The sequence below is a fragment of the Nostoc mirabile CHAB5784 genome (genome assembly GCF_020829645.1).
GTDB classification, from domain to species: Bacteria; Cyanobacteriota; Cyanobacteriia; order Cyanobacteriales; family Nostocaceae; genus Nostoc; species Nostoc mirabile.
Window position 1 is genome coordinate 1 of sequence record NZ_JAIVFS010000164.1, and the last position, 10,882, is coordinate 10,882.

Sequence of the window (10,882 nt, forward strand, 5' to 3'; positions counted from 1 at the left end):
TCGATTTGGGAACGCGATCGCAATCAAAATAAAGTTTGTGTAGATTGGTGTTTTCGTACAGAAGACGCAAGAGTTAAGCTTTCAAAGATTTATCCAACCCCTCAAAATTAATGGGACAGACCACTAGTGATCTTAGTGAGTCACCTAAACCTGCTACTACCAGATTAATGGCTACAGGATTTTGCTGGATAACTTCAAAGTTGAGGAGTTGAAGGAACCCTTCATAGGCGATCGCAGCAACTTGCCCATTCTTGGGAACTGAAAAGCCCGAAGGCTTATTGACAATACGAACTGATTTTTTTCCTACCTTCAACTGCTCTTGGTATAAGTCTTTTAGCTTTTTTGAGCCGATTTTTTTCCTGGCTAAATTTTCCTCGTAATTGAGAATAGCTTCAATCGCTGGATAAGTCATGTACAAATTTCTTTGTGCGTCTAGCCCCATCCATAAGCAATAACTACCGTATTGAACGGACTCTAGTCGAATGTTAATGGTATTGCTCATTTCCTGATTCCTCATATATGGGTTATACAAGTTGGTTATCCATGAAGTAAGTCGGCTATTCTGACTTTTTCGTACTTATTGAGACTTAAAAAGTTTGTTATCTACCTCCAAAGAAATAGATGAGTACCCCTGATTATTTACCTTCTTTCTTCATACCAGTCGATATGTTGCCGTGGAGAATGAGTTTGTTTTTGCTGACTATCGGTATTGTCATTAGGTTTGGAATCATTTGGCTTGAAATCTTGCTTCTGCTCCATACCTTTGATATCAAATTCAGGAATTAGAGCTATAAAAGGATTACCACGAGTTGGAATTACTAGGGCATATCGAACTCCAGCTTTATCCAACATTTCGCAAGCCTGCCGCAAGATTTCAAGAATCTCTTTTTTGACATTTACAAAATCTTGGGGATGGTCAAGGATATAATTCGATGTCTGTCCCATAGCTATAAAGCAAACGTTTTTCAGCGATGGGCGACTAAATCCGGTTTCTCCTGACAGTGGGGACTGCCCCATGAATATCCCATGTCCTTTAAGTCCGGCGGTGAATTTGATGATATAGTTCCAAAAACCTTGCAAGTATAAAGGCAGTGTCAGCATCAACCATTCCTGGAAGTCCCTTGCCACCACCAAATACAGAGTCCACCTCGTCTTGAGCAAGAAATAATTCGGGAACACCCTGACATTCACCCCCGACAATAGATACTCTTTCTTTCTGCTTGTCAATTTGGTCTGTGGCAAAGGTAATCCAATTTCTTAACGTTTTCATGCCGTCAAACTTGCGGCTAAATTTGCACAGCCATCTGGTGACATCATCCTTTGGGTCGCTGCCAATCACAATTGCCGGGCTTTGAGATTTTGCAGCATGTTGATAATCACCCCTGCTAAAGTTGATTTGCCGGATTGTGTCCCGCCAGACAGGTAAAAATGGTGGTTACTGCGAAGGGTCATATCTTGATGTGATGCAGCATCACACAGTTCATCTAACCACGCACCATCAATCCGAATGTAGTCAGGATAATTAGCAGCTAAAGCTTGTAAAACCTTCATGGAACCCGGATTAATCACCGACTGCACATCCTGTTCATCAATATCGGCAATATCAGGATTGGGAATACCAGGGCGTGGGGGTAATTGTTGCGCTGCTGGTTCGGGGAGTGTAACCAAACCTTGTAACTGATACTCAGTAATCCATCGGGGTCTTTCACTAACGGGGAGACGATTCACATAGTCAGCAACTTGGCGTTTGGCAGCGATCGCCGTGGTGACATAATCATAAGCCGCTTGCCCCTGTAAGTGCTGCTTAAGTGATTTGAGGTCAGCTTCTTGCAAAGACTTGTACACCTTTTCTTTGCAAGAAGCTGATTTGCGCGGATACCCCAAAAAGTCCAGCACTGAGCGTCCCCGCACCAAGCAACATTCCGGTTGTTACTCGATCGGTGTTTAAGAAAAAAGGAGCAGATAGACACATTACTGCACTCGCTCCTAAACTACATAATATAGTTCGCTCTACATGAATTACGCTACTGGCGGTTAGTCTCTCTAATTCAAATCCCATTAACGTACCCCCAAAGCAACACCAGCACAAACCAAAGTCAGGAACGCAAATACGAATATCACTCCAGGCATCAAGCCGATAGTGAAAGTTTTGCGGTTGAAACCGAATCCTTTGACGACTAAACCAGCAAAGTTAAATAACCCTACAGACATACCGCAAATGCAAATCATGCTAATAATCCACACCAAGAATTGACTGACTGGGCTGGCAACTGATAAAAATCCCATTAACATTGATAAGCCCACTCCAGAGATGGCATATCCAACGAAAGATAATTTCAACTGCATAATCATCAATAAAGGAAAAAAGTAACTGATTTGGGTTCGTTGCTATCAAATGAGGTTGTCCAGTTTAAGGTTTTTCCCTCTGTCTCCATCTGCTCTTGGATTTCCTCAATATTCTCTGGCATTTTCTCTCTTGTGAGGGATTCTTGTGGTTTGAGGTTTTTGATATTTTGTTCTTGTTGGTTTTTCGTATTCTTCTCCTTTAGAACCTAAAGCTATCACCCACTTCATCAAATGCTTTCTCGTATCCCCCCAATTGGCGCTGCTGTTCAATAGAACCGAAAGCATGACGAATCACTGCTTCCCCATGTAACGCCCTGGTACGCTGCAAATCCTCCTCAACCTTCATGGCTTCTTGGGAATATGCCAACTGGTTTTTATACATCTCTGCCAAGGATTGCAACTGCTTGAGCTTGTGTCGGGAAAACTTTGTATGTAGCCACTTCTGCGCCTTTAAAGTACCAGCCACTTCTGCTTCATCTAATACCTGCTGTGCTGTAGTGTAAGCGGGTAGTGTGTAGCGATCGCGGATTGATGAAGGGAGATTTCCTTCAACAGCCGTTGCGTCACCAACTCTTAAATCTGTTGAAACTACACCGTCATTTTTACTACCGAATAAACCTGGAAGCCATTTACCTAACATTGCTATAAGTCTCCATTTTTTGTTGAACTTGTTGACCGATATAACGATAAATACCGTAGATGCCAATGAACGAAAACATCAAAATAGCAAAAGCTGCAATCATCCCTTGAGCCATCAAACCTCGCTGCATTAGTTCTTCAACTCTGTTGGCGTTGTGCGAACGAACTTTTGACTCATCAATCAGTTGTTGGAGGATGAGGAATTCTTCTGGTGTCAGGTTTTTTAGTGTCAAGCCGGACAGATTCAACTCGCCGTCCTTCTTCAGGTAAATAAATAATTGTTTTTGACGAGTTTGTTCTTGTTGTTGCTCCATAAAATGCCACGCCCAATACAAGAGTTAATAGCAGCAGATTGAGTACTGCTGCTAATCCAATTAATTTACTCGGCTGCATCTGCATTGCCAGCAGAGAGATAGAGCGATGCAATCTCCTGACCGAACCGAAAAAAGGCTTCTGGCTCTCCAAGGATTGATTGGGGGTAGTGCTTCGGCATGGGCGATTGCAGTCTTAACCCGACGCGATCGCTTCATAAATTTATCGAAACAGAATTCAGCAATCAGGAGCCAGGAGCCAGAATACAATTCGTGTATTCCAACCGAAAAAGCAGATGAATAAGCTATTTTCGATCTCCACTAAAGAAAGTATATTTAGTGGTCGACTTTCCCAGTCGTGGGTCTGAATCCTCCCTATTTAATTCTGAATTCTGGCTCCTGACTCCTATCTTATTACCATACCGTACCATACAAAAATTTGCATCTATGGCACGTTGACGCATAGTTAAACGTCTAGATGTTTTGATGTTAGTTGTAACTCTAATATTTTCGACAAAACTACCATCTGACAAAGCTACAAGCTTATTCACACCAACATCAATCCCAACTACTGATTTGATTTGAGATATTGACTTTTCTTTCGGTAGTTCTTGGGGTATTTGAACTAACATCGATAAGAACCAGTAACCACCTGCTCTTTTAACAGTACAAGTCCTCACGGATTGAATACTGGTTAAATCTCGACTATTGTGGATTTTGACATTGCCAATCCCTGGAAGATAGACAGTGGCATAATTATCTTTAATTGTCTTAAGCTTAACCTGTCCTGGTGAGTAATTGAAACTATTTAAAGTTCGTAAATAACGTGGGAATCCTTTACCATGCCGCCAAAAATTTGTAAATGCAGTGTCTAATTTTAGGATGTTACCCTGCAAAACAACAGCACTAATGTCACTAAAATGTTTGAGTTTATGTCTTAATTTCGTTGTTACTTTTATCTGGATATTAGAAGCGCTATCCCACTTGATAACACATGATGATGATGATGTTTTCAGGGCAATATTTAGATCAGTTGGAATAACACTATGTTTCAACACGGGGCAAGTTAGCGGACAATACCCACCATATTCGACTCTGGTTTTCAAATCGCAGTAACTACCCCAAGCATAATTAACTGGTTCATCAGCATTCTGATTATTAGTATTGTATCCAATCTCTCGTTCTCTAAGTGCATAGTTTCTATGCTTTTTGAGAGTGATTAACCACTGCGACATTTTTGCTTGTTGAAGCTGACAGGGTTTTAACTTAAAGTTCCATCGGACTAGCATTTTTATCACCTCCTTTTCTGCGTAGAAGTGTAGAATTTGATTTTTTCACGTTCTTGAAACTATGACTGTGACAAAGCCCGTGTTTGTTGTAGCTGCTTGTACTCATCCCAATTCCTGGGATTATGACGTGATGACGTTGATTCTTCAAACTCCCAATTTTGAGAACTGATATCAAATAACTCAATTGCTGCATCAAACCCACACTGTAAAAATCGGGTATATGATTCTTCAGACCAAAGAATAGACTCAACAATTGCAGTTAGTAGTTTGAGATTAGTTTCAGTTGCCGCTCCCGTGGAGTGTTGCCCCAGATTCTGCACCAGAACGAATCATTTCGGTTGCTAAGAGCGCATCCTTCTCAAAATCAGATTGGGGATTCCGGTACGACCATTGAATGAACCAGTACGTTCCCAGCGTTCCTTCCACTTTCTGAAACTCGGCGCAGAAAATATAGTTTTTCAGTACACTAGCGATCGCACCGAAGCAGAACTCTTTGGGATCTCCCGGCATTCCATCTTCACACCACTGCTGGAAGGCACGATGGGCGAAGTGGTTGTACAATCCAGCGAAATTGTCTTTGCTGCGGCGGTGGATCAGAAAACTAAGCAGCATCGAAGCTGTCCCTTTAAACTGGTCTTTGAGTCCGCCAGCAACCGGAATCACCCACAGTTCAGTAAATGGTTCGTTGGTGAAGTTTTCGTTTATAGTCAAGGCACGGTCAGGGCGAGAAATTGCGATCGCAAAATCAGCCTTATTCCCTTTGAGATATCCTCCGGCTTGTGCTTCAAGAATTGTCAGTTTTGGAGGACAATCGAGAAGAAATGTGTATAGGGTGAATGCGTCATAATGAGGATCTCCTGCCTCTACATGGGGTTAGGTTTTTACAGAGGGTGATCACAAACTTTGGACGGGGAGTGATCGCCTTTTGATCTGAGCAAATAAAAGCTGATTTCTGAAACCGCTTTACTTATCCCATAAATCTAAGATACTATTTTGTTAATACTATTGTCAATACATAGTTAATACATTTAGGCGATGTATGTCCTGGAAGTTGATAAGCTATGTTTATACACTTGCTAATACAACTTGCTATTGATAGCGTGTAAGTTGAAAGTTATAAACAACGAGAATTGAGATGGCAGCAGACAAACAGATAATTATTAGGATCTCTGAAGACAAAAAAGAGGCTTTTATGAATAAAGCCAAAGCTAGCAATACCTCTGTATCGAAGTTGTTAATGGATTTTATTGATTCTTATTTAGCTGAAAAGCCAGTAACTGAGCTTGATCCAGAGTTAGTAAAGCTGAAATCAGAAGTCGCCGAAATGAAGCAGCAGTTTATGCAGTGGCAACAACAGCAGTACGAAATGTTGGGGGAATCCGCCGCCTGAGAGAAGAGAATAGTACTCTCAGGCAATGGCGAGAGCAAGTTACTAAGGCAATAAGCGACAAACCAGCTAGGGAAACTTAGCTGGTTTGTTTTTTGATAGGTTGCTTTGTATTAACAGTTTCGCTAATGTTAATACATTAATCCTAATCCTGCTTATTTTCGGAGTCCGAATGGTTTCAACAATACAAAATCCCCTGACCACAACGGAGGCTAATTCCGTTCGCCTATATAAGCGACTAACAATAAGTCAAAAACGCCGTAAAAGACTGGATCTAATTGCCAAGTATGGTTGGCGCTGCTTCTGGTGCAACAGTGTCATAATCCCAAACACGCTGACTATGTTTTTTGTGTGTATATGCAGCATATAAAGGTGAAACAATGCTGACACGAAACTGTTCCGAAACAACTTCAGCCATTGACTACAGCAATCTCAACATCAGCATTCAGGAAACCTTCGCCGCCATCGACCGATTCGAGTGGCAGGCATCGGATGAACTGCGGTTGATGCAAGATAACAAATATTACCAAGATGGCGCATACACTAGCTTTGAAGAATATTGCGAAAGCGAATTGATCAAACATGGGGGATATCGACGGGTCAAGGATCTATTTGTGGCCAAGCGAGTAGTTGATACTCTACCAGAAGAACTGAGGCCGCATATTACCAAACCTTCTCAGACTCGTTCGCTACTCCGACTGGTCAAAACTCCCGATAAGTTAGAGCAAGCTGTTGCTCTAGCAGCCCAAGAAAAACCTTTCCCCACTGCCGCAGACTTCGCCAAAGCAGTACAACAAGTCGCACCAACAACTAAACGCACCACAAAAAAGGAACAAAGTCAAACGCAATTGTGTAATTCTGTCACAGTTTCATCACAATCGCACCCTCGTTATGGTGAATCCGGGTTGATTGAGGCAGACGCACCAAATCACTGGCAGCAGATTGTTACCTTCAGCGATGGCGAGAGGCTGTTAATCAACAATGGGGATCTAAATGCTGCCAGCGTTCCATTCCCCAGAGAACGCACTTACCCCGCAGAATACACGGAAGCGATCACAGCACTCAAAGAGCAACACCAGCAGGAGCTAGAGCGCTTACAGCAGGAATTGAGGATTGGACTACAAGCAGAAGCAGGGGCTAAAGCTGAAGCCCAGGTACAAGAGCAAATCCAATCCTTGCAAAACCTGTACAAGCAACAGAAAGAAGAAAATATCCAATTGCAGCAACGGCTGGATGAAATGGAGGGGTTGAGAAAGCTGGAGATTGAGAATCAACAACTCCAACAACGTATCCAAGAATTGGAAAGCGCTGTAGAAGAACGCCCTTCTCAACAGTGGGGGAATACCATGACGCAACAGGCGGCTAAAGTCTTGAACAAGAAGGTTCAGCAAGCCTTGGAAAAGACAATTGATTTGCGATCGCTGGCCCAGGAACCGCCAAAAGAAAATGCCCAGGAATGTCTGCGGCTGATGGGCATGGCATTGAAAAACCTTGCCAGTGCTATGAACAATACCCAGGCGTTTGAAGCTGCGGCAATAATTCTGGGGAGTGAGCCGACACAAGGAGCGATCGCATATCGAGTTGAACAATTGTCAATGTTGCCCCAGGCGGTTAGTGATATCAGGCAGGTGCTTGCAAAGCCTGGATGTACTTGGCAGGACTATTGTACTGTTGCTACTGAATACGAGGTAATAAAAGCAGACTACTGGGCGGAACTTACCACCGATGAAACAAATTTAATCACTGCTCTGGAAATTGCGTCTCATCCTCCCGTGATTCAAGTCGGTTCTATTGTTGCCTACGCTGACCCTTACTACACCCTCTATAACGCTAGGGGTGAAGTTGTGGAGGATCTGGGCGAGGACGAGGTGGTGGTTGCCTGGGATCACTGGAAGAATGAAGGTAAAAAAACAAGCAGGTATTTTAGAAACGAGTTGCGATTCTGGCAACCTCAATAGGCTTTCAGTGTATCGGTGACTTTTTAGACAACTAAATCCAAGTACCAAGCCCCGCAATCACAATGGGGGAAATTTCCGTGCGTCAACATAAATAGGAGATTGTAAAATGACTACCAAATCTAAACAGTCCACTGGCTCAAAATTCAATCATCCTCACATGATTATTCCGTCAGAGGACACCACCTGGGCAATTAATCAAAAATCATGTGTGCTGAGATTTTGGCAGCAGTGTTGGCTAGCTGACCCTTATGGCTCACGTTGGATGAAATTGGTAACTAATTTAAGTGACTCGGCTTTTAGATTGGGTAGAAGAGTTTTGGAAGCAGCCAGTTTATTTATATTTCGTCGTATCAGTACTGGGAGTGATGGCAGAACATCGATATGGTACGTGAGAAATCTGCATGGTGCGCGAGTTAAGGATTTTTGGCAGAGCGAAAAAAATAAAGCGAATACCGCTTCAAATAAAGCGGATAACGTTTCAATTAGAGCGAATACCGCATCAGAAAAATCGAATACTTTGACTCAAAAGCAGCCAGAGCAAGCCTTCCATCAAGTCTCAGGAACTGCTCAAGAACACCTCACGAACTCTTCAAAAGAGTTCGTGAGGTGTGTCTCTGACACGCCTACACGAAATCCGCGTGAGGAGGAGACGGCTCACGCGCCCTTGGGGGGCGCATCGCCTCAGTCTGTTCAAAGCGTCTCAGAGAAGGAGGAAGAGTTACCTGTGGCAATGGACTGCACATCGCTGACGCTTGTAGATGTTGCACCGAGTCAATCTACTTTGTTGTTGGCACAAAAACAGGATTGTGGTGTTGAGGGGAAAGACTGTCATGAAGGTACTGGTTCCGCCGCGCCCGTGGTTCCGAATTTAACTCGCTTGGAAGAACAAGCCCCACAGAGTCAATCTGCTCTGTTGTCAGGAGAAAACCAAGTCTTTGGTGTTGAGGTGAGAGACTGTCATGAAGGTACTGGTTCCGCCGCGTCCGTCGCCGTAAATGAATTTTCTTCAACTTTAGCGATGTCTAGCGCCAAGCCGTTTCACGTCTACGCTAATCAAACACAGGGGCAAGTAGAACAGGCTTCCCCTGCTTCGTTAACGGCTGAAAACTCGGTTTCGGGTGTAGAAGTCAAAGCAGATCATGAGGGTGAAGGTTCCGCCGTATCTGTCACCAGCGCTGAAAAATGGTCGCATGAGGCGATTGTAGCAAGGTCAAATATGCGACCAGAACGTATGCAGAAACTTAAAGTGGCGGCGAATTCGGGGCTGAATCCGGGGTTTGATTTCTTGAAGGAGTGTTGGGATGATCCGGCGCTTGTGATCGTGATCAAGAAGTTGCTGGCGAAGTTTCCGCAGTGGGGTTTTGTGGCGGTGGATGGAGTGCTGGTAAGGTAGAATGAGTAATATCGCACTTGTCAACTACTAAAACAAAATGTTAAGTTCGATTTTTTTTACCAAGCTCAAGTTTTATGGAAGTTATTTTAGGTGATATTACAAAGCTAGAAGTTGATGCAATTGTAAATGCTGCAAATACAAGTCTGCTTGGAGGTAGTGGAGTAGATGGAGCAATACATAGAGCAGCTGGGACAGAGCTTGTTGACGAATGTAGATCACTTAATAATTTTAGTAAAGAGTCTACAAAACGTATTATGAACGAGAATCCCTAAGTCAGAAACAAAATAGGTATGGAATCTCTCAACGTTAAAGTTATAAACCTGAAATTGCCCTTCCCGCTTCTCAACTTTATCAACATCAATAACCCGCCCATCTTCAGTTTGCAACAATGACCCTACTTGCAATTCTTTGGCTTCTACCCAACCCTTATCAGGAGTCCAGAAAGGATGTTCCCCAGTAGTAGAAATCACCTCTCCATCAATATATAGGTCAACCAATGCAGTAGTTTCACGTTTAAAGGTATTTAATACCTGTCGTGCTTCAATCCCTCCTGGAGTAGTGGGGTCATCAGCAATTACCCAATCACCAACCTGAATATCCTCAATATTCTTGATACCATTAGTAGTGAGAATTTCTGTACCTGCAACAAAGCAATTCCCGAATTTAGTTCCTGTATCTTCAGTCATTCGCAGGACATTATCAGGGCCTTTAGTAATATCGCCAATGACATCATCAGCAGGAGCAGCATTAATCGCCTTATTAGCAGCAAAAAACTTCTTAGTACCTAATATTGCCCCAGCAAAAGGTACATAAGCCAGGAGATTCCAAACATCCTCTCGTTCAAACTTCCCGTTATCTTGGTAGCTTTGGTAAAGGTTATTGGTAGCTTTAGCCGCATCATAAACATCTAATCCAGTTTGTACAGTAGATACCCACTTTAGAGGCCCAATTGCAGTTTTCGCCCAGGTAGCAGCTTTCACCCCTATCAAAAAGGATACGCCAATCCCAGCAACATTTCCAGCGTTGTAGAGCATGGCGTGTTTTGGTTCAATCTTCTTACCAGTGGTATATTCATAAACAGTAGCAACATATTACTTTATTTATTCATTTATTTGAGATTCAGCCCATATTAGAAATTGATTAGCTACAGCCTCAAAACTTTTTGGTTCTAGAAACACCTCATATACTTTCATCTCAGAAAGTACTCTCCATATAAGTCTTTGCTTACCACTTTTAGTTTCAACAAGAATTACATTAAATTTATCTGAAAAAGAAGACATACCAAATGAATCTAAATGAAAGCGTCTTTCAATATTTTCATAAGTCGGTTGAGTATTATCGCTAAGAGAACCATAAATTGCAAGCATTTCACTCAAAGTTGTTATTCCGGTTGGAATTGTGTAAACAACTGAATCAAAAATTGACTGAAAGACGAATGGCACTAAGAAAAGCTCTAAGCTATACGGAATAAGGGCTACAGCTTTGAAAGTTATTGAACAGTCGAGGAGGGGTCAGGCGGTCGTCCTTGATGCAGTGTCATGGAAGCGATCGCCACAAAA

Annotated in this window: 18 protein-coding genes; 5 read left to right on the plus strand and 13 right to left on the minus strand. The window is 42.7% G+C overall.

Annotation, left to right across the window (positions count from 1 at the left end):
- Window positions 1–73 precede the first annotated feature (73 nt).
- The 8 genes from LC653_RS41725 to LC653_RS41760 all read right to left on the minus strand — a co-directional run bounded on the left by LC653_RS41725 (window position 74) and on the right by LC653_RS41760 (window position 3,299).
- Entirely contained in the window at window positions 74–502 is a 429-nt protein-coding gene (locus LC653_RS41725; RefSeq protein ID WP_229501161.1) for a hypothetical protein, read from the minus strand.
- 137 nt (window positions 503–639) lie between these two features.
- Complete coding sequence (locus tag LC653_RS41730) at window positions 640–1,101, minus strand: hypothetical protein (protein ID WP_229501162.1); 462 nt, start codon at window positions 1,099–1,101, stop codon at window positions 640–642.
- A complete protein-coding gene (locus LC653_RS41735; RefSeq protein ID WP_229501163.1) occupies window positions 1,034–1,339 on the minus strand; it encodes a hypothetical protein in 306 nt (101 codons plus the stop codon). The genes LC653_RS41730 and LC653_RS41735 overlap by 68 nt, the downstream gene beginning before the upstream one ends.
- Window positions 1,336–1,845, minus strand: coding sequence for a hypothetical protein (locus LC653_RS41740; protein ID WP_229501164.1), 510 nt, complete (start codon window positions 1,843–1,845; stop codon window positions 1,336–1,338). Before LC653_RS41740 ends, LC653_RS41735 begins: the two co-directional genes overlap by 4 nt.
- On the minus strand, window positions 1,820–2,059 hold the full coding sequence (locus tag LC653_RS41745; protein WP_229501165.1) for a hypothetical protein: 240 nt from the start codon (window positions 2,057–2,059) through the stop codon (window positions 1,820–1,822). The genes LC653_RS41740 and LC653_RS41745 overlap by 26 nt, the downstream gene beginning before the upstream one ends.
- The gene (locus LC653_RS41750; protein WP_229501166.1) at window positions 2,059–2,346 is read right to left on the minus strand and encodes a hypothetical protein; all 288 of its coding nucleotides are present in this window, start codon (window positions 2,344–2,346) and stop codon (window positions 2,059–2,061) included. Before LC653_RS41750 ends, LC653_RS41745 begins: the two co-directional genes overlap by 1 nt.
- Before the next feature lie 199 nt (window positions 2,347–2,545).
- Complete coding sequence (locus tag LC653_RS41755) at window positions 2,546–2,986, minus strand: hypothetical protein (RefSeq protein ID WP_229501167.1); 441 nt, start codon at window positions 2,984–2,986, stop codon at window positions 2,546–2,548.
- The gene (locus tag LC653_RS41760; protein ID WP_229501168.1) at window positions 2,976–3,299 is read right to left on the minus strand and encodes a hypothetical protein; all 324 of its coding nucleotides are present in this window, start codon (window positions 3,297–3,299) and stop codon (window positions 2,976–2,978) included. Before LC653_RS41760 ends, LC653_RS41755 begins: the two co-directional genes overlap by 11 nt.
- A 106-nt stretch (window positions 3,300–3,405) precedes the next feature.
- On the opposite strand from LC653_RS41760, the gene LC653_RS41765 reads away from it, so the two are divergent.
- The gene (locus tag LC653_RS41765) at window positions 3,406–3,600 is read left to right on the plus strand and encodes a hypothetical protein (protein ID WP_229501169.1); all 195 of its coding nucleotides are present in this window, start codon (window positions 3,406–3,408) and stop codon (window positions 3,598–3,600) included.
- Between the two features lies 1 nt (window position 3,601).
- On the opposite strand, the gene LC653_RS41770 is transcribed toward LC653_RS41765, so the two are convergent.
- From LC653_RS41770 to LC653_RS41780, 3 genes are read right to left on the minus strand one after another with little or no spacing between them, the layout of a single operon-like run.
- Window positions 3,602–4,585 (minus strand): hypothetical protein, encoded by a 984-nt coding sequence (locus LC653_RS41770; protein ID WP_229501170.1) that lies wholly within the window; start codon window positions 4,583–4,585, stop codon window positions 3,602–3,604.
- Window positions 4,586–4,644: 59 nt separating this feature from the next.
- Entirely contained in the window at window positions 4,645–4,905 is a 261-nt protein-coding gene (locus LC653_RS41775; protein WP_229501171.1) for a hypothetical protein, read from the minus strand.
- Complete coding sequence (locus LC653_RS41780) at window positions 4,865–5,296, minus strand: hypothetical protein (RefSeq protein ID WP_229501172.1); 432 nt, start codon at window positions 5,294–5,296, stop codon at window positions 4,865–4,867. Before LC653_RS41780 ends, LC653_RS41775 begins: the two co-directional genes overlap by 41 nt.
- Window positions 5,297–5,720: 424 nt before the next feature.
- Between LC653_RS41780 and LC653_RS41785 the strand changes: the two genes are divergently transcribed.
- The 4 genes from LC653_RS41785 (at window position 5,721) to LC653_RS41800 (ending at window position 9,595) form a co-directional block, all read left to right on the plus strand.
- Window positions 5,721–5,975, plus strand: a complete 255-nt coding sequence (locus LC653_RS41785; RefSeq protein WP_229501173.1) for a hypothetical protein — start codon at window positions 5,721–5,723, stop codon at window positions 5,973–5,975.
- Between the two features lie 377 nt (window positions 5,976–6,352).
- Entirely contained in the window at window positions 6,353–7,930 is a 1,578-nt protein-coding gene (locus tag LC653_RS41790; RefSeq protein WP_229501174.1) for a hypothetical protein, read from the plus strand.
- A gap of 106 nt (window positions 7,931–8,036) precedes the next feature.
- On the plus strand, window positions 8,037–9,323 hold the full coding sequence (locus LC653_RS41795) for a hypothetical protein (RefSeq protein ID WP_229501175.1): 1,287 nt from the start codon (window positions 8,037–8,039) through the stop codon (window positions 9,321–9,323).
- Window positions 9,324–9,397: 74 nt separating this feature from the next.
- Window positions 9,398–9,595: a macro domain-containing protein gene (locus LC653_RS41800; protein ID WP_229501176.1), complete on the plus strand. Its 198-nt coding sequence runs from the start codon at window positions 9,398–9,400 to the stop codon at window positions 9,593–9,595.
- On the opposite strand, the gene LC653_RS41805 is transcribed toward LC653_RS41800, so the two are convergent.
- Window positions 9,539–10,357 carry a polymorphic toxin-type HINT domain-containing protein gene (locus LC653_RS41805; protein WP_229501177.1) on the minus strand — a complete coding sequence of 273 codons (819 nt, stop codon included), beginning with the start codon at window positions 10,355–10,357 and terminating at the stop codon, window positions 9,539–9,541. The two genes, LC653_RS41800 and LC653_RS41805, sit on opposite strands and share 57 nt — an antisense overlap.
- Before the next feature lie 66 nt (window positions 10,358–10,423).
- Window positions 10,424–10,690, minus strand: a complete 267-nt coding sequence (locus LC653_RS41810; protein WP_504828441.1) for an Imm42 family immunity protein — start codon at window positions 10,688–10,690, stop codon at window positions 10,424–10,426.
- Window positions 10,691–10,882: the final 192 nt, after the last annotated feature.